16 protein-coding genes and 1 tRNA gene are annotated in these 19,082 nt (G+C 51.3%); all 17 read right to left on the bottom strand.

The genetic code is table 11. The annotated features are described in order from the left end of the window. Positions 1 to 3: 3 nt before the first annotated feature. Positions 4 to 2,955 carry a translation initiation factor IF-2 gene (infB, locus tag Q394_RS0117565; RefSeq protein ID WP_028490394.1) on the bottom strand — a complete coding sequence of 984 codons (2,952 nt, stop codon included), beginning with the start codon at positions 2,953 to 2,955 and terminating at the stop codon, positions 4 to 6. Positions 2,956 to 2,976: 21 nt separating this feature from the next. Then, the gene (gene nusA, locus Q394_RS0117560; protein ID WP_028490393.1) at positions 2,977 to 4,473 is read right to left on the bottom strand and encodes a transcription termination factor NusA; all 1,497 of its coding nucleotides are present in this window, start codon (positions 4,471 to 4,473) and stop codon (positions 2,977 to 2,979) included. After that, positions 4,470 to 4,946: a ribosome maturation factor RimP gene (locus tag Q394_RS0117555; RefSeq protein ID WP_028490392.1), complete on the bottom strand. Its 477-nt coding sequence runs from the start codon at positions 4,944 to 4,946 to the stop codon at positions 4,470 to 4,472. Before Q394_RS0117555 ends, nusA begins: the two co-directional genes overlap by 4 nt. A 65-nt stretch (positions 4,947 to 5,011) precedes the next feature. Further along, positions 5,012 to 5,088: transfer RNA gene (locus Q394_RS0117550), tRNA-Met, on the bottom strand. 65 nt (positions 5,089 to 5,153) lie between these two features. Next, positions 5,154 to 5,444: a DUF2818 family protein gene (locus Q394_RS0117545; RefSeq protein WP_028490391.1), complete on the bottom strand. Its 291-nt coding sequence runs from the start codon at positions 5,442 to 5,444 to the stop codon at positions 5,154 to 5,156. Then, positions 5,441 to 6,877, bottom strand: a complete 1,437-nt coding sequence (gene nuoN, locus Q394_RS0117540; RefSeq protein ID WP_028490390.1) for an NADH-quinone oxidoreductase subunit NuoN — start codon at positions 6,875 to 6,877, stop codon at positions 5,441 to 5,443. Before nuoN ends, Q394_RS0117545 begins: the two co-directional genes overlap by 4 nt. Further along, positions 6,877 to 8,421, bottom strand: coding sequence for a complex I subunit 4 family protein (locus Q394_RS0117535; protein WP_028490389.1), 1,545 nt, complete (start codon positions 8,419 to 8,421; stop codon positions 6,877 to 6,879). The genes nuoN and Q394_RS0117535 overlap by 1 nt, the downstream gene beginning before the upstream one ends. Positions 8,422 to 8,448: 27 nt before the next feature. Next, a complete protein-coding gene (gene nuoL / locus Q394_RS0117530) occupies positions 8,449 to 10,479 on the bottom strand; it encodes an NADH-quinone oxidoreductase subunit L (RefSeq protein ID WP_028490388.1) in 2,031 nt (676 codons plus the stop codon). Positions 10,480 to 10,482: 3 nt separating this feature from the next. Next, positions 10,483 to 10,788 carry an NADH-quinone oxidoreductase subunit NuoK gene (gene nuoK / locus Q394_RS0117525; RefSeq protein ID WP_028490387.1) on the bottom strand — a complete coding sequence of 102 codons (306 nt, stop codon included), beginning with the start codon at positions 10,786 to 10,788 and terminating at the stop codon, positions 10,483 to 10,485. Then, positions 10,785 to 11,384 (bottom strand): NADH-quinone oxidoreductase subunit J, encoded by a 600-nt coding sequence (locus Q394_RS0117520; protein ID WP_028490386.1) that lies wholly within the window; start codon positions 11,382 to 11,384, stop codon positions 10,785 to 10,787. Before Q394_RS0117520 ends, nuoK begins: the two co-directional genes overlap by 4 nt. A 21-nt stretch (positions 11,385 to 11,405) precedes the next feature. Then, positions 11,406 to 11,897: an NADH-quinone oxidoreductase subunit NuoI gene (gene nuoI, locus Q394_RS0117515; protein WP_028490385.1), complete on the bottom strand. Its 492-nt coding sequence runs from the start codon at positions 11,895 to 11,897 to the stop codon at positions 11,406 to 11,408. Between the two features lie 10 nt (positions 11,898 to 11,907). Further along, complete coding sequence (gene nuoH / locus Q394_RS0117510; RefSeq protein WP_028490384.1) at positions 11,908 to 12,978, bottom strand: NADH-quinone oxidoreductase subunit NuoH; 1,071 nt, start codon at positions 12,976 to 12,978, stop codon at positions 11,908 to 11,910. Beyond that, positions 12,975 to 15,302 (bottom strand): NADH-quinone oxidoreductase subunit NuoG, encoded by a 2,328-nt coding sequence (gene nuoG, locus Q394_RS0117505; protein WP_028490383.1) that lies wholly within the window; start codon positions 15,300 to 15,302, stop codon positions 12,975 to 12,977. The genes nuoH and nuoG overlap by 4 nt, the downstream gene beginning before the upstream one ends. Before the next feature lie 3 nt (positions 15,303 to 15,305). Then, positions 15,306 to 16,586 carry an NADH-quinone oxidoreductase subunit NuoF gene (gene nuoF / locus Q394_RS0117500; RefSeq protein ID WP_028490382.1) on the bottom strand — a complete coding sequence of 427 codons (1,281 nt, stop codon included), beginning with the start codon at positions 16,584 to 16,586 and terminating at the stop codon, positions 15,306 to 15,308. Positions 16,587 to 16,590: 4 nt separating this feature from the next. Continuing rightward, the gene (locus tag Q394_RS0117495; RefSeq protein WP_051543543.1) at positions 16,591 to 17,112 is read right to left on the bottom strand and encodes an NADH-quinone oxidoreductase subunit NuoE family protein; all 522 of its coding nucleotides are present in this window, start codon (positions 17,110 to 17,112) and stop codon (positions 16,591 to 16,593) included. Further along, a complete protein-coding gene (locus Q394_RS0117490; RefSeq protein ID WP_028490380.1) occupies positions 17,112 to 18,365 on the bottom strand; it encodes an NADH-quinone oxidoreductase subunit D in 1,254 nt (417 codons plus the stop codon). Before Q394_RS0117490 ends, Q394_RS0117495 begins: the two co-directional genes overlap by 1 nt. Next, positions 18,365 to 19,081 carry an NADH-quinone oxidoreductase subunit C gene (locus tag Q394_RS0117485; protein WP_028490379.1) on the bottom strand — a complete coding sequence of 239 codons (717 nt, stop codon included), beginning with the start codon at positions 19,079 to 19,081 and terminating at the stop codon, positions 18,365 to 18,367. The genes Q394_RS0117490 and Q394_RS0117485 overlap by 1 nt, the downstream gene beginning before the upstream one ends. Position 19,082: the final 1 nt, after the last annotated feature.

Here is a 19,082-nt window from a genome sequence, read left to right as displayed (position 1 = left end):
GGTTTAGATCTTCCTGGCCACTTCAACACGTTCATAACATTCGATATTGTCGCCTTTGCGCACGTCGTTGTAGTCCTTGACCGCGATACCGCACTCTGTACCCATGTGGACTTCTTTGACGTCATCACGGTGACGGCGCAGGGATTCCAACTCACCGTTGAAAATCACCACATTGTCACGCAAGACACGGATAGGCAAGCTACGGCGCATGGCACCATCGACCACCAAGCAACCAGCGACCTGACCCAGCTCGGAGGAGCGGAACACTTCGCGGACTTCCGCCAAACCAACAAAGACTTCACGAACTTCAGGTGACAACAGGCCACTCATGACCGACTTGATGTCATCAATGACTTCGTAAATGATGCTGTAATAACGGATATTGACGCCGTTATCAGCCGCCGTCTTACGGGCAGTCGCATCGGTACGCACGTTAAACGCGATAATGGTGGCGCGGGAAGCGGAAGCCAAATCCACATCACTCGCGCTGATTCCGCCGACACCGGCAGTCACCACGCGGACTTCAACCTCATCCGTCGACAAGTTGAGTAATTCAGTACGCAGGGCTTCCACACTGCCTTGTACATCAGCCTTGATCAGGATATTCACCTGGGCACGTTCACTGGCTTTCACTTGCGTGAAGAAGTCTTCCGACTTGCTCACATGCTGTGCAGCAAAGCGGGTATCACGCTGCTTTTCACGGCGCAATTCGGCAATTTCACGGGCTTTACGCTCATCAGTCATCACGATGACTTCATCACCCGCTTCAGGTGCGGCGGACAAACCGAGTACAGCGACCGGGATGGATGGACCTGCTTCCTTGACCGGGCGACCAGCCTCATCAAACATGGCACGTACACGACCGTATTCGGCACCACAGAGCAGTAAATCACCGCGACGCAAAGTACCATTACGCACGAGTACAGTAGCCACTGCACCACGGCCTTTTTCGATACTGGCTTCGATAACGTTACCGGTAGCAGGTGCGTCAACCGGAGCGATCAATTCCTGAACTTCAGCAACCAGCAGCAAGGTTTCCAGCAGGGCATCAATTCCTTGTCCGGTTTTGGCAGAAATCTGTACTACGGGTACATCACCACCCCAAGCTTCGGTATTCACTTCATTCTGGGAAAGTTCGCCCAATACTTTGTCAGGGTCTGCGCCTAGTTTGTCGATCTTGTTGATCGCCACCACCATCGGTACACCAGCCGCTTTCGCGTGCTTGATGGCTTCCTTGGTTTGCGGCATGACGCCATCATCTGCGGCAACGATCAGGATAATAATGTCAGTAACTTGTGCACCACGTGCCCGCATTTTGGTAAACGCTGCGTGTCCTGGTGTATCGAGGAATGTGACCGTACCGTGATCGGTGTCTACATGGTAAGCACCAATATGCTGGGTAATCCCGCCCGCTTCACCAGCGGCAACGCGAGTTTTACGGATGTAGTCCAACAAGGATGTTTTACCGTGGTCAACGTGACCCATGATGGTAACGACTGGTGGACGTGGCTTGGCTTCGTAACCGTTAACATTTTGACCAATCATAGCAGCCAGCAAAGCAGCATCGTCCATTTCTTGCATAGGCGTGGCTTTGTGACCCAGCTCTTCTGTCACCAGAATCGCGGTGTCCTGATCAATGGCTTGGTTGATGGTCATCATCATGCCCATTTTCATCATCGCTTTGATGATGTCAGTGGCACGAATAGCCAGCTTTTGCGCCAGATCAGAAACAACAATCGTCGTGGGAATTTCGATTTCTTTAACAACTGGTGCGGTTGGCTTTTCAAAACCATGCTTGGCATTAGCATTGCTGTTTTGCTGACGCGGATCAGGTCTGAAGGCATCACGACGACCGCCGCCTTTCTTCTTGCCAGAACGGTTGCTATTGCCCGCCGGAACATGCAATTCTTCGCGACCACCACGCCCAGCCACTTTACTTTTAACAGGCTTTTTGTCTGTCTTTTCAGCAGGCGCTGCATCAGTATATTTTTCTACAACGGTGCTAACAACCGCCACTTTTTCAGCTTCTGGCTCACTGCTGTCAGCGACTTCGCGGGGCGCTAAGGATGGCTTAGGCTTTAATTTGGAAGGACGACGCTTTAGGGCTGATGCGGCTTCTTCACGAGCAGCTGCGACAACAACTTCACGCTGTTCTTTTGCACTCAAGTTATCATTAGGTTCTACACCACCAGTTGTAACAGCCGCCGTCAATACATCCGGTGAAGATGGCGTTGTTTTAACAGTAGGAGTAGCCTGTGCGATTGGCGTTACTGGTGTATTAACAACGGCCTTAGCCGCAATAGGCGTCTTGTTAGGGGGGGGGATAACCACTGTTTCTTTTACCACAACTTCATCTACAATCGGAGAAACCACTGGCTCAACAACAACGACCGGAGGAACAACGACCGGTGGCTTCTCAGGTATCTCTATCATTATTTCAGGCGCGACTTCAGGCACAACTTCAACAGATTGAGCTTGACGTTGCTCCATTCGCTTAGCTTCTAACTGGCGGCGATCTTGTTCAGTTTTCAAGATGGCAGATTCACGCGCTTGACGCTCAGCTGATAATTGGCGGGCCAACTCTTCAGTACGGCTCACTCGAGCGCCTGCTGCAACGGGGGGTTGAGAACTATCAACGGACTGGTCGGATAATTTTGATCCCGCAGCAAATGTTTTCTTATGCCTAACTTCCACGCTGACTGTTTTGCCGCGCTGACCACCTGCACCAAGCGTCACTTCACTGGTAGAGCGACGCTTTATGGTAATTTTATTACCGCTATTGCTCACAGGTGCTGCACCTTGGCGAATATGTGCCAATAAAGTCAGTTTCTGTGAATCTGTAATCCATGCATCTGGGCCGTTAACGTGAATACCTGCATCCTGTAACTGCTTGAGCAGAACTTCAACGGGGGCATTGATTATCTCGGCAAGTTTTTTAACTGCTATGTCCGACATGTAGTCCTTCCTCCCGCAGAATTAAGCTTCTGCCTTGTCGTCCGCAAACCAAGGTTCGCGAGCTTTCATGATCAAACTGGCCGCACGGGCCTCGTCAATTTCAGCTGATTCCATGAGTTCGTCCACGGATTGTTCAGCCAAATCTTCCATCGTGCAAATGCCTTGTGTTGCCAATTTGAAGGCTAGGGTATCATCCATGCCTTCCATATGCAGGAGATCGGCCGCTGGCAAGCGGGTATCCTGAGAAATGGCTTGTGACAGTAACGCCGTTTGGGCACGGTCACGCAATTCATTAATAATCGTTTCGTCAAAGCCTTCAATGGCCATGAACTCTTCAATCGGGACGTAAGCAACCTCTTCCAAGGTGGAGAAGCCTTCTTCTACCAAAATAATGGCAACTTCTTCATCAACGTCCAGCTTTTCCATAAACAAGCTAACCAGTGACTGTTGCTCAGCTTGTGTTTTGGCTTCTGCTTCTTCAACGCTCATCACGTTGAGTGTCCAGCCAGTTAATTCACTCGCGAGGCGCACATTCTGACCACCACGCCCGATAGCTTGCGATAGCTTTTCGCCATCAACACCGATATCCATGCTTTTGGTTTCTTCGTCCACCACGATGGAAAGCACTTCTGCGGGCGCCATGGCGTTCATCACATAGGTAGCAATGTCATCATTCCAGAGCACGATATCAACTCGTTCCTTACCACCAAGCTCATTGGTGACTGTCTGAATACGTGAACCACGCATACCGACGCAAGCGCCAATCGGATCAATGTTAGGCAAGTTGGCACGAACGGCGACCTTAGCACGTGAACCAGCATCGCGGGCAGCACCCATTATATCAATCATTTCCTGACTGACTTCAGGAACTTCAAGCTTCATCAGCTCAATGAGGAAATTCACATCGGAACGGCTGACAATGATTTGTGGACCGCGCATATCTTGATGGATTTCTTTGAGGTAACCACGGACACGTGCCCCAACATGCAACATCTCACCGGGAACCATTTCTTCACGTGGAATAAAGGCTTCAGCGTTCTCGCCAAGATCGAGCACAATCCCCTTCCGATCAGCACGTTTTACCACACCCATAATCAAATGACCAACTCGGTCGCGGTAAGCAGACACGACTTTTTCGCGTTCAGCTTCACGTACCTTCGCAACAATCACCTGTTTAGCAGTCTGGGCGGCAATACGACCAAAATCTACTGAAGGAATAGCTTCTTCGACGTACTCACCGATAGGAATATCTAGACCCCGTGCGGTAGCGTAGCTTTGTAAAATTTGACGTTCAGGGCTTTCAAACTCAGGATCTTCATCATCGACAACCTTCCAACGACGGTAGGTTTCGTAATCACCTGTTTGGCGATTAACAGAAACTCGCGCATCCATGCCCATCCCGTAACGCTTACGAGTAGCCATTGCCAACGCTGTCTCAACAGCTTGGAAAATTAATTCCTTGCTAACATTTTTCTCATTGGAAACTGCGTCAACAACGTAGAGAATTTCTTTATTCATGCGTTTTTACCGCCCTTGCGCTGAGGTCGAATATCCAAAACCACTCGCCCACGGTCAATAATCTCGTAGGGAATTTCATATGCAGTGCCTTCCACGTCCATGAAGATATGGGTGTCGTTAGCATCCTGCAACTTACCAACAAAGTTGCGGCGCTTTTCTACCGGGAGGCGAGTGCGCACTTTAATCTGCTTACCCACATAAAGGGCATAGTGCGCTGGAATAAATAATACCCGATCAATACCGGGTGAAGACACTTCAAGAATATAGGCTACCGGAATCAGGTCATCGACATCAAGCGATGCACCTATCTGATGGCTGACACGACCGCAATCTTCGACAGTAATGCCTTGATCTGAATCGATGAAAATACGTAGTAAGGCACTTTCCGTCTGTGGACGGTATTCATAACCCCACAACTCATAACCGAGGCCAGTTACCGTGGTATTGATCAGCGTATCCAGTCTTTCTTGCATTACGTCCCTAGTACCTTCCTGAGTTTCACATAATAAAAAAGGCCCTTACAGGGCCTTCTTGTATTTGGTAGCGGGGGCAGGATTTGAACCTGCGACCTTCGGGTTATGAGCCCGACGAGCTGCCAGACTGCTCCACCCCGCATCAGAGGAGCAGACTATAAAGCAAAGGCTTTGCTCTTGCAAGCATTATTGAAACAAAACCTTAAATTAACGCACATGACGGTAAATGAACCCTGGAAATGCGAAGACCATGAACAATGCGAGGGTAACCGCATAAAATTCCCATGCTTGTGGATAGATTGAACCCATTGTCCGCTGCTCCAGCAACAAGGCCATACCTCCCACCACAAAATACAAAACAAGCCATTCTAGCAACCGTAACCAAACTGATTTGGTGTCACATTGCAAAATCAAAAAACAACGCTGGCTTAACCACGGCAGGTTAGCCAACAACAAAGCGAGGGCCAGAAACCCCCAATGCAAAACAGGTAAACTCATAAATGACTGGCGACCATTGCTGCTGAACAAATACTCATCAATGCGCTGGGAAATATCCCTAACAACACCATGAGCACGCCATTTACACTGATCAGCACCGTAAAATCAAGATCTGCCTTTATCGGCGCGTTTTCTTCTGGCTTGTCGAAGTACATCATCTTGATGGCACGCAAGTAGTAATAAGCACCAATCACCGACATCACCACCATAAAGACCGCTGGCCACAAATAACCAGCTTGCATCACCGCTTGAATAATTGATAGTTTGGCGTAAAACCCGACCGTTGGCGGAATACCTGCCATCGAAAACAGGAACACCATCATCATAAAGGCATACCAAGGGTTACGCTCATTCAAGCCCTTCAGGTCATCCAGCGTTTCAGCCTCAAAGCCTGCCCTGCCTAACAGGATCAGAACAGCAAAACCACCTGCCGCCATCATCGCGTAAGTAATCGTATAAAATAGTGCGGCGCTATACCCTTGAGTCGTACCAGTCAGCGCCCCTAACAAAATAAATCCCATGTGCGCAATCGTCGAATACGCCAGCATCCGCTTAAGATTAAACTGCGCAATGGCACTGAAATTGCCCAAAAGGACTGACAACAACCCAAACACCAATAATAACTGCCCCCAACCTGGCTGAGCCGTACCCATAGATTCCGCCAACACACGCAATAACATCGCCAATGCCGCCAGTTTCGGCACACTACCCAAAAACATCGTCACCGCAGTAGGTGCCCCCTGATAAACATCAGGAACCCACATATGGAACGGTACTGCTCCAAACTTGAAAGCAATCCCCGCCACAATGAACACCAAAGCAAACAACAGCGGAATATTTTCCAGTACATTTTGAGCGCTAACAAATGCCAACACTTCAGGCAGCTCCAGCTTGCCACTCAGACCATACAGAATAGAGATACCATACAACAACAGCCCCGACGCAACCGCACCCAGCACAAAATACTTCATCGCCGCTTCAGAAGAACGCCCGTCATCACGATTGAAGGCCACCAGCGCATACATCGACAATGCCAGCAATTCCAGCCCCAGATAGACCACCAATAAATGGTTAGCCGACACCATGACCAACATCCCCAGCACGGCAAACAAACCCAGCAGAAAAAACTCACTTTGCCAGATATTCTGATCCTTCAAATATTTACGCGCATACACGAATACACCAAAGGTCAGCAACAAAATGCTAATTTTCAATACGCCCGCCAAATCATCGCGCACGTACATCCCATTCAAGCCAGTCGTTTTATCGCCATCCATTGCCCCATAAGCCAACAACGCCGTTGCCAGCAATGCCACTTGGGTCAACAAATAAGAAATCATCCGACAATCTTCACGCAACATCACATCAATCAACAAGATCAGGCAAATCGTGCTGAGCAGAAAAATTTCTGGCATCGCAATTGTAAAATTCATTATGGGCACCCCCCTGCGAGTCCACTACACAGCTTGCTATTCAATGCCTGATCCAACAGGTGTCTGATTGACACATCCATCACATCTGTCAAAGGCTTTGGCCACAAGCCTAGTAGCAATACCGCAACGGCCAATACTGCTAGCATCCAGAATTCACGCCGCCCAATATCCTTCAAAGCAGCCACTTCAGCATTTTTGACATCACCAAACAGAACACGCTTAACCAGCCAAAGTGTATAAGCCGCCCCTACAATTAACGTCGTTGCCGCCGCAAATGCAATCAACGGATTAGCACCGAAACTCGCCAAAATAACCATGAATTCACCGACAAATCCCGATGTCCCCGGTAAACCAGTATTTGCCATAGCAAACAACACATACAGCGCCGCAAACACCGGCATTTGATTAGCAACGCCACCGTAAGCATTAATGTCACGAGTATGCATCCGGTCATACAGCACGCCGATACACAAGAACATCGCGCCAGAAATGAAACCATGCGACACCATCTGCACCATGCCCCCCTGAATTGCCAGTACCGAACTACTCATCGCCAACGGATTTGCGGCTGTCTTCGCAGCAAGCGCGTAAATCACAAAGAAGCCCAGCGTCACAAATCCCATATGCGCAATCGAGGAATACGCCACCAGCTTTTTCATGTCTTGCTGCACCAAGGCCACAAAACCGATATACACCACCGCCGTCAACGACATAAAAATGACCAGCCAATCCAATTGTGCGGCAGCATCCGGCACAATCGGCATGGCAAAGCGCAAAAATGCATAGCCTCCTACTTTCAAGGTAATCGCCGCCAAAATAACAGAACCACCTGTCGGAGCCTCCACATGCGCATCTGGCAACCAAGTATGCACGGGCCACATGGGCACTTTCACACCGAAAGCCAACAGGAAGGACAAGAAAATCAGAATTTGCGGGGTTAACTCAATCGGTAACTTATGCAAGTCAGCGACGGCAAAACTACCACCCAATTGATACAAGTAAATCAGGCTAATCAGCAGGAACACCGAACCAAAAAAGGTATACAAGAAAAACTTGATCGTGGCATATACCCGGTTTGCACCACCCCATATCCCAATGATCAGAAACAACGGAATCAACATTGCCTCGAACAGGATATAAAACAGCATCGCATCCAACGCCGCAAATACCCCATTCACAATACCTGCCATGATGAGAAACGCAGCCATGTACTGCGACACGCGATAAGTAATCACCTCCCAACCGGCAATGACCACAATCACCGTCATGAAGGTATTCAATAGAATTAATGGCATGGAAATACCATCAACCCCCAAGTGGTAATTGATCTTAAAGGCTTCAACCCACGGAATAAATTCCACAAACTGCATATCAGGTGTTGTGAGATCAAACCCCGTATACAACGGCAGACTTAGCAAGAAAGTCAGTAAAGCAATGCCCAGTGCAAATTGTTTAGCGCCCGAACGGTCACCAACAATTAGGACACCCATACCACCGACAATCGGCAACCAGATCAAAAAACTCAGTATTGGCAAATCAAGCATGTGCATTTCCAGGTAAAAATAACGAGCCTAGAAGAATAGGAACCAAGTAAGCATCAATAAAATACCGACCACCATCGAGAAGGCATAGTGATACAAATAGCCAGTCTGAACCTGACGAGCCACTCCAGAGAACCAACCAACCGCCTTAGCTGCACCATTCACGATGAAGCCATCAATCATCAAACGCTCACCAATAGACCACAACACATTACCGAGGGAGACCGAACCATTGGCAAACACTTTTTGATTAAAACTATCCACGTAATACTTTTGATCCAACAAGGTATGCAACCAACGGAACTTGTCATAAGCCCAGCGGGCAAGCGCATCATCTTTCAGGTAAATGAACCAAGCAGCACCCAAACCAGCCATCGCCAACCAGAACGGCGGCGCCATCAAGCCGTGTAGGACAAAACCCAGCACCCCATGATAAGCAGCACTGATTTCTTCAATACCCGGATGCGCTGACAACAAACCTTGCAAAGCAGGATCAAAACCATGCGCCTTATCATTCACAAAAATGGCATCATGGAAGAACTCACCCACCACCATCGGATCCAGCAGATAACCCGCCAATACCGAAGGAATCGCCAACATAATCAACGGAATTGTCACCACCCAAGGTGATTCATGTGGCGTACCGCCATGGCCATGATGCTCATCATCGTGATGCCCGTGATCATCATGACCATGTGCATCAAAGCGCTCCTTGCCGTGGAATACTAGGAAGAACATACGGAAACTGTAGAATGCCGTCACAAACACACCCAGCAACACCAACGTATACGCATAGCCTGCCGCCCACAAATGTGACTCATGCACCGCTTCAATAATGAGGTCTTTGGAGAAGAAACCAGAGAAACCGGGGAAACCAATCAAGGCCAGCGAGCCAATCAGGGAAGTCCAATAGGTAATCGGCATGTACTTTTTCAAGCCACCCATTTTGCGGATGTCCTGCTCATGATGCATCGCTATGATCACCGAGCCTGCCGCCAGAAATAACAGAGCCTTGAAGAACGCATGGGTCATCAAATGGAAGACCCCCGCCGAATAAGCCGAAGCGCCCAACGCCACCGTCATATAACCCAACTGTGACAAGGTGGAATACGCCACCACCTTCTTAATATCATTTTGTACAATGCCGATCAGGCCCATGAAGAACGCCGTGGTTGCCCCAATAATCAGGATCAGGTTCAACGCCGTATCGGACATCTCGAAAATCGGCGACATCCGCGCCACCATGAAAATACCTGCCGTCACCATGGTTGCCGCATGGATCAGCGCTGAAATCGGGGTTGGCCCTTCCATTGAATCCGGCAGCCACACATGCAAAGGCACCTGCGCTGACTTGCCCATCGCCCCGATGAACAACAAAATCGCAATCACCGTCACCGCATCCCACTTCCAACCCGCAAAGACCTCGATATCACCACCAGCAAAGTTTTTCAAACTTGCAAAAGTCTCTACATAATCCAGCGTACCGAAATGCATCAAAATGGCAGCAATCCCCAGCAAGAAACCAAAGTCCCCCACCCGATTGACCAGAAACGCCTTCATGTTCGCGTAAATCGCCGTCTCTTTCTTGAACCAGAAACCGATCAACAAATAAGACACCAGTCCCACCGCTTCCCAGCCAAAGAACAACTGTATGAAGTTGTTACTCATCACCAGCATCAACATCGAGAAGGTAAACAGGGAAATGTAACTGAAAAACCGCTGATAACCGGGGTCTTCAGACATGTAGCCAATCGTGTAAACATGCACCATCAACGATACAAACGTCACCACCAGCATCATCATGGTACTGAGGTTATCCAGCATGAAACCGACTTCAAAACGGATATCTGCAATCACTGCCCACGTATATACCGTGCCGTTGAAAGTATTCCCGTGGAACATCACATCGTTAGCCACCACCAGTGACAACAGGAACGCCACCGCCACACCCAAAATCGTGACCCAATGCGCCCCGGCACGCCCAATCTTTTTGCCAAACAACCCCGCGACAATTGCCCCGAACAAAGGTGCAAGCGGAATAGCCAGATACATCGCTTCCATTGCTTACCCCTTCATCGAATCAAGTTGTTCAACATTGATCGTGCGCCGGTTACGGAACAAGACCACCAGAATCGCCAAGCCAATCGCCGCTTCCGCCGCCGCCACGGTGAGAATGAAGAACACGAATACCTGCCCCGCCATATCCCCCAAATAATGGGAAAATGCCACGAAGTTCAGGTTTACCGACAACAACATCATTTCGATACACATCAGCAGAATCAGCACGTTCTTACGGTTCAGGAACATACCCGCCACGCTGATAGCAAACAGCAGCGCCGCCACGATCAGGAAATGCGACAAAGGGATCATGCTTGCTCCTTGGTTTCAGATTTCATCTTGACCAGACGCACACGGTCTTCACGTTTCACCTGCACCTGCTCGCTAATATCCTGCTTGCGCGAATCTGGGCGACGCCGCAAAGTCAGGACAATCGCCGCAATAATCGCCACCACCAGAATGACCGCAGCAATCTCAAACGGGTACACATAATTGGTATACAAAATTGCACCCAAGGCTTCGGTATTGTTTTCCGGCGCTGGCGCTCTAGGGGTCGCAATCTGAAACGGGGCGCTGCGCAACACCATGATCATTTCCACCGCAATCACGCCTGCCACCAAAAAACCGACCGGCGCGTATTTGGCAAAGCCCTCTTTCAACGGGTCAATATTCAAATCCAGCATCATGATGACAAACAGGAACAACACCATCACCGCGCCGACATACACCAACACCAGCACAATGCCGAGGAATTCCGCCTCCAACAGCAACCACAACGCGGCACTGGTGAAAAAGCTCAAAATAAGGCACAACGCCGCATACACCGGGTTACGTACCGTCACCATACCCACTGCCGCTGTCACCAATACAGCGGAAAACAGGTAAAAGATAATCTGCTCGAATATCATGTTTAATCTGTCTCCTGGGGCTTAACGGTAAGGGGCATCAGCGGCTTTCATCTTGGCGATTTCAGCTTCGTGCTTATCGCCAATCGCCAGTAATTTATCTTTAGTCTGGATGTTTTCACCACGATTCTCGAAGTGGTACTCGAAAATATTGGTTTCCACAATCGCATCCACCGGGCAGGCTTCCTCACAGAAACCGCAATAAATGCACTTGAACATATCAATGTCATAGCGCGTGGTACGGCGCGTCCCATCCGGGCGTTCTTCCAGCTCGATGGTAATCGCCAGCGCCGGGCAAACGGCTTCGCACAGCTTGCAGGCAATACAACGTTCCTCACCATTCGGGTAGCGGCGCAGCGCGTGATGCCCCCGGAAACGGTTGGAAATCGGCGTCTTTTCTTCCGGGTACTGGATCGTGACTTTGCGCTCGAAGAAATACTTCCCCGTCACGCCCAACCCCTTCAACAACTCTTGCAGGCTGAACGTCTTGAAATAATGTTTCAGGTTCAAACTCATGTCAGCCTCCTTACAGCCACGGTTTCCAGCCCAGCGCAATCGCCAGACCTTCCGCAAAAATCCACACCAGCGTTACCGGGATCAGAATCTTCCACCCCAAGCGCATGATCTGGTCATAACGGTAACGCGGGAATGTCGCCCGGAACCAGAAAAACAGCAGCATGAAGAACGACGCCTTCAGCAATAACCAGTGGACACCATCCCCGAAAAACAGCCCCAACACCGGCATATTCGTCAGGAAATCCAGCCCCTGAAACGGCGACAACCAACCACCCAGGAACATCAGCGACGTCAGTGCCGAAATCAGCCACATATTCGCGTATTCAGCGAGGAAGAAAATCGAGAAGGCCATGCCGGAATATTCCACATGGAAACCCGCCACGATTTCAGACTCACCTTCCGCCACGTCGAAGGGCGCACGGTTGGTTTCTGCCACTCCAGCGATGAAATACACCACAAACAAGCCAAACAACGGCCACACAAACCAGCTAAAAATGCTGCCGGATTGCGCCCGCACAATATCGCCCAGATTCAGGCTGCCGGAAGCCATCAGCACGCCGACTAGCGCAAAGCCCATCGCAATTTCATACGACACCATTTGCGCCCCAAGACGCATCGCACTGAGCTGCGCGTATTTGGAATTCGATGCCCAACCCGCAATGATGACCCCGTAAATCCCCAAGGAAGTCAGCGCCAACAAGAACAATAACCCGGCATTTACATCCGCCAACACCAAGCCATCGCTAAACGGAATCACTGCCCAGGCCGCAAACGCAGGCCCCATCGCCAGCAACGGTGCAATCAAAAACAGAAAGCGGTTAGACTTTTCAGGAACAATGATTTCCTTGAAAATCAGCTTGAACATATCCGCAAACGGCTGTAACAAACCTTTGAAACCGACCCGATTCGGCCCCACCCGCACCTGCATGAAACCGATGATTTTGCGTTCCGCATAGGTTGCATACGCCACCAACAGGATCAGTGGTATGACAATCGCCATCACCTTGATCAGGATCAACAGCAGCGTTACCAGCCACTCAGGGAGAAATGCACCGAAGAAATTTGCGAGTATTTCCATCATTCCCCTGCCTTTGTTATTTGGAGCGTACCAAAGGCCGCGCCTAACACACTGGATATTTCAATCCCGGATTGGACACCCGCACACCCGACGGGAATACCCGCATCCAACTGCGCCGGAAGCGTGATCACCACCGCACCTTGCGACACTTTCAGCGCATCACCTGCCGCCACGCCCATATTCGCCGCGTCTTGCGGATTCAAATGGACAGCCGCCGGTGGAATCATCGCCTGCAACGCCTTGGCACGGCGCACCAATGGGTCGACACGGTACATTTCCACATCACCGATACGCTGGAAATGGTTGGAAGAGGGCGTATGCAATACGCCCCTACCTTCTTCCGTAGGGGCGTATTGCATACGCCCATCTGCGTTGTAGGTATTGTTGCAGGATTCTACGCCGTCAAGTTCGAGGTGCAGTTCCGCGACGATTTCTTCGGTAGCCACCCAATCGAACTCAGGTACACCAGCGGTATTACCAAGAACGCGCAGGATTTTCCAAGTAGGACGAGCCTCGTCTGGCAACTTCGCCGCACCCTTGAAGCTTTGCCACTGACCAGCCACATTACAGAAGGTGCCAGAGGTTTCCGCAAATGTAGAGCCAGGCAGCAAGACTGTGGCGTATTTGCGAGTCGTTTCATCCGCAAACGGCGCAATCACAATGACGTTTGCGGCGGCGCTGAGCGCTTGCATCGCCTGCTGTGGGTTGGCGAAATCTGCCAGCTCAGTATTCAGCAATACGAAGGTGCGGGTCTTGTCATTCAGGAACTCACTCACCGGCACGCCCGGCTGCTTGAGTTCGCGCCCTGCCGACAAGCGATGGGGTACGACACCTGTTACCCAAGCACCAACACTGTTGGCGCTTTCCGCCAGATAACCGAAGGTTGCGCCAGTTTGTTGGGCAATCGTGTAAGCCACAGCCCGTAATGCTGCAAAATCTGGGTGCTGAGTCGCGACATTACCCAGTAATACCGTGGCGTGTTCCGCCTGTTGCAGCGCAGCCATTACGCCATTGTCGGGGTCATTGGCAATCGCTTGCAGGGCTTGCAACATCTCAGCCGGGGCAACAGCCTGTTGTGCCACGTCGTAGTTGAAGTCAAACGCACGCGGATTCAGCGCCATCACTTGCGCACCCTTGAGGGCGGCCTTACGAAGGCGATGATTCAGCAAGGGCTGCTCTTGACGTGCATTGGAGCCGACCAGAAAAACAGCGTTCTGCTGTTCCAGTTGCTCGATAGGCATTCCCAGTGACGGGCAAATGGGCGCAGCATCCTGATCGCTGAAATCAGTCTGGCGTAAGCGGTGGTCGATATTGCGGATATTCAAACCGCGCATCAGCCGCTGGAACAAATACAACTCTTCCAGCGTGGACGTAGCATTGGCCAATGCCCCCGTGCGTACCGGATCAGCCGCTCGCAATATTTCCGCCGTAGCATCCAACGCCTGTTGCCAAGTCGCGTCGTACCAATGACCGTCACGCTTGATCTGCGGCTTGGTAATACGGTCAGCGCTGCGGATACCTTGATAACTGAAGCGGTCGCGGTCTGAAATCCAGCACTCATTGATGGCTTCATTGTCGCGGGGCACTGCACGCACCACTTCCTTCTGGAAAGTATGCACATGCAGGTTGGAACCCACGCAATCGTGTGGGGCAATGCTATCGTGTGACTGCATTTCCCACGCCCGCGCCTTGTAACGCGAAGGTTTAGCGGTCAGCGCACCAACCGGACACAGGTCAATCACATTGCCTGACAGTTCGGATTTGAGCGACTTTTCGATATAAGTGCCGATTTCGAGACGGTCGCCGCGCCCTACCCCGCCCATTTCGCGCATCCCGGCAATTTCATCGCCGAAACGCACGCAGCGGGTACACTGGATACAACGGGTCATTTCGGTTTCGATCAGCGGGCCGATGTCTTTGTCCAGCACCACCCGTTTGATTTCAGCGTATTGCGATTTATTGCTACCGTAACCGACCGACACGTCCTGCAATTCGCATTCACCGCCCTGATCACAGATCGGGCAATCCAACGGGTGATTGATCAGCAGGAATTCCATGATCGCTTTTTGGGCGTTGCGGGCTTTTTCTGAGCGCGTCCAGAACTTCATGCCCGCATTCACTGGGGTCGCACAAGCGGGAATAGCCTTCCACGACTTTTCCATTTCCACCAGACACATCCGGCAGTTGGCAGCTACCGACAGTTTTTTGTGGTAGCAGAAACGTGGAATGGTAATGCCATTGTCGTCAGCCACTTCAATCAGCATCGCACCTTTGCGAGCCTGAATCGGCTGGTCATTAATCTCAATTGTGACGAATTCTTCTGCCATGTATTACCCCTTCGCCACCATGCTACGACCGTGTTCGACGTAGTATTCAAATTCTTCGCGGAAGTGCTTAACGAAGCTCCACACCGGCATCGCTGCCGCTTCACCCAAGGCACAAATGGAACGCCCTTCGATATTGTGGGAAATTTCTTCCAGCCGCGTCACGTCTTCCAGCTTGCCCTTGCCTTCCACAATCCGGGTCAACATGCGGTACAACCAGCCCGTGCCTTCACGGCAAGGCGTGCATTGCCCGCAGGATTCGGAGAAGTAAAAGCGTGAAATGCGCTGCAACACCTTGACCATATCGGTGGTGTCGTCCATCACGATTACCGCGCCCGAACCGAGGTAAGAGCCTGCTTTTGAGATGGTGTCGTAATCCATCGTCAGCCCCATCATTACCTCGCCCGGTAATACGGGCACGGAGGAACCACCCGGAATCACTGCTTTCAGCTTACGTCCGTTGCGTACCCCGCCCGCCAGTGCCAGCAATTCAGGGAACGGCATTCCCATCGGAATTTCAAAATTGCCCGGATTATTCAGATGACCAGACATCGAAAACAGCTTTTCGCCACCGGAGTTTTTTACGCCTAGATCAGCAAACCACTTGCCGCCGTTGCGCATAATGACCGGAATGGATGCCAGCGTTTCGGTGTTATTAATGGTGGTTGGGCGGCCGTACAGACCGAAACTCGCAGGGAATGGCGGTTTGAAACGCGGCTGGCCTTTTTTGCCTTCCAGCGATTCCAGCAGCGCAGTTTCTTCACCGCACACATACGCACCCGCACCAAGCGTGCCGTGCAGGTCGAAATCGACACCGGAACCTTGAATGTTTTTGCCCAGCAAACCCATTTCGTAAGCTTCTTTCACCGCCTGCTCGAAATGGATGAAAGGTTCATCCATGAATTCGCCGCGCATGTAGTTGTAACCCACCGTCGCGCCAATGCTATAACCGGCAATCGCCATGCCTTCCACCAACGCGTGTGGGTTAAAACGCAGGATGTCACGGTCTTTGCACGTACCCGGTTCGGATTCATCCGAGTTACACACGATGTATTTTTGCCCCGGCATGTCACGCGGCATAAAGCTCCACTTCATGCCGGTGGGGAACCCTGCCCCGCCACGTCCACGCAAGCCGGAATCCTTGATTTCCTCAATGACTTCTACAGCAGGCGTCTTTTCTGCCAGAATTTTTTTCCACGCCGAATAGCCGCCGACCTTGAGGTAACTTTCCAGCGTGTGGGCTTGGTCGCCGAATTGGGTGGTGATGAAACAGACTTGATTTGCCATGTGCTTACTCCAGTCCGTCCAGAATCTCATCCACTTTTTCAGGGGTGAGATGGGTGTGGTATACGTGGTTGACCTGCATCATCGGCGCACTGCTGCACGCGGCGAGGCATTCTTCTTCCACTTTGAGGAAGAACTTGCCATCCGGGGTCGCTTCGCCCAGCTTAATACCCAGCTTGCCTTCAATGTGTTCCAGAATGCCGTCGGAACCGCACAACATGCAGGAAACGTTGGTACACACCGAAATGCTGTATTTTGCCGCCGCTTTCGCATCCATTTCATACATGGAATAGAAGCTGGCGACTTCGTAGACGGCAATTTCTGGCAGGCCGAGGTAATCGGCAACCGCATCCATTTTCTCGCGGGACAGGTAATGGTCTTCGTGCATCACAGCGCGTAACGCCGCTAGCAACGCCGACTGTTTTTTATCCTCAGGATAGCGCTTTAACCAGCTATCAATGTCCTCACGCTCGTGATGGCTGAGCAAGGCGCTTTTGCGCTTGAGCATCGTGATGGGCTGTTCAGTCATCAACGGTCAACCTCCCCGAATACAATATCTTGTGTGCCGATAATCGCTACCACGTCAGCCAGCATGTGGCCTTTGGTCATTTCATCCAGAGCCGACAGGTGTGCAAATCCCGGTGCGCGAACTTTCAGGCGATAAGGTTTGTTTGCACCGTCAGAGACGATATAGCAACCAAACTCACCTTTGGGATGTTCCACAGCGGCATACGACTCGCCTACTGGCAGGCAGAAACCCTCGGTCATCAGTTTGAAGTGCTGGATCAGCGCTTCCATGTCCTGCTTCATCTCGCCGCGCGTCGGTGGCGCTACCTTGCTGTCGTCCAACATCACCGCGCCGGGATTCACCCGCAACCACTTGATGCACTGCTTGATAATGCTATTGGACTGGCGCATTTCTTCCACCCGCACCAGATAACGGTCATAGCTGTCACCTTGCACCCCGACCGGAATGTCGAAATCCATTTTGTCGTAGGCGGCATACGGCTGCTTCTTGCGCAAATCCCATTCAACCCCAGAGCCGCGCAGCATTGGGCCACTGAAACCCAGTTGCAGGGCACGTTCGGGTGATACCACGCCGATACCGACTAGACGCTGTTTCCAGATACGGTTATCGGTCAACAGGGTTTCGTATTCATCCACATAACCGGGGAAACGGTTGGTGAAGTCTTCCAGAAAATCCAGCAAGGAACCGCCGCGATTAGCATTAAGGCGCTTGGCCTCGGCTTCCGAGCGAAAACGATTCGGCAGGAATTGCGGCATGGAATCCGGCAGATCCCGGTATACCCCGCCCGGACGGTAATAGGTGGCGTGTAAGCGTGCGCCGGATACCGCTTCGTAGGCATCCATCAAATCTTCACGTTCGCGGAAAGCGTACAGGAACATGGTCATTGCACCCACGTCCAGCGCGTGTGCGCCAATCCACAGCAAGTGATTGAGGATACGGGTAATTTCGTCGAACATGGTACGGATATAGAGCGCACGTTCCGGGGCAGTAATCCCCAGCAGCTTTTCAATCGCCAGCACATAGCCGTGTTCGTTACACATCATCGACACGTAGTCGAGGCGATCCATGTAGCCGATGCTTTGATTATACGGTTTGCTCTCGGCCAGCTTTTCAGTACCACGGTGCAGCAAGCCAATATGCGGGTCGGCACGCACGATGGTTTCACCATCCATTTCCAGCACCAGACGCAACACGCCGTGCGCTGCCGGATGGGCTGGACCAAAGTTCAAGGTAAAATTGCGAATTTCAGGCATTAGTCATCACGCTCCGCTGTCGGTGGTGAGAAACGCTGGTCAGCACGGATGGTACGTGGCACCAACACACGCGCCTCGATCGACACAGGTTCATAAATAACGCGCTTCTGTTCGGCGTCGTAACGCATTTCGACCTGTCCAATGAGCGGGAAATCCTTACGGAACGGATGCCCAACAAAGCCATAGTCGGTCAGGATGCGGCGCAAATCAGGGTGTCCGCTGAACATAATGCCGAACAGATCGAATGCTTCACGCTCATACCAGTTGGCGGAGTTCCAGATTTCCACCAGTGAATGCACCACCGGAAAACCGTTATCTTCACAGCGGGTACGCACCCGGATACGCAGATTGCGGCTGACTGACAGCAAGTGGATAACCACCGCGAAACGCTTACCTGTAAAAGCGACATCCCCGTCCGACTCGCCAAAATCGAATGGGTCAGCCTCTTCTGCCTGCACCGCCCGGCTAAAGCCGCTGCGGGAAGCGGTGGTCACATCCCATTCCGCATCGCCGTAAGTGAGGTAATCGACACCACACAGGTCGGTCAACTGGGCAAAATCAAGCATGGGGTCGTGACGCAAGAAACGGGCAACTTCCAGCCAGTGTTCAGCCGCCACTTCCAGCGTCAGCTCATCCAGCGCCAAAGTGCTGGTTGATACTTTACTACCCAGCCCTTCCTGAAGGTAATCCTTGATGAACTCGAGTGATACAGTCATG

Origin of the sequence: Thiothrix lacustris DSM 21227, from assembly GCF_000621325.1 — a bacterium.
In the GTDB taxonomy this organism is placed as follows: Bacteria; Pseudomonadota; Gammaproteobacteria; order Thiotrichales; family Thiotrichaceae; genus Thiothrix; species Thiothrix lacustris.
The sequence above is the reverse complement of the archived record's forward strand: the minus strand, read 5'-3'. Positions and strand labels throughout refer to the sequence as shown.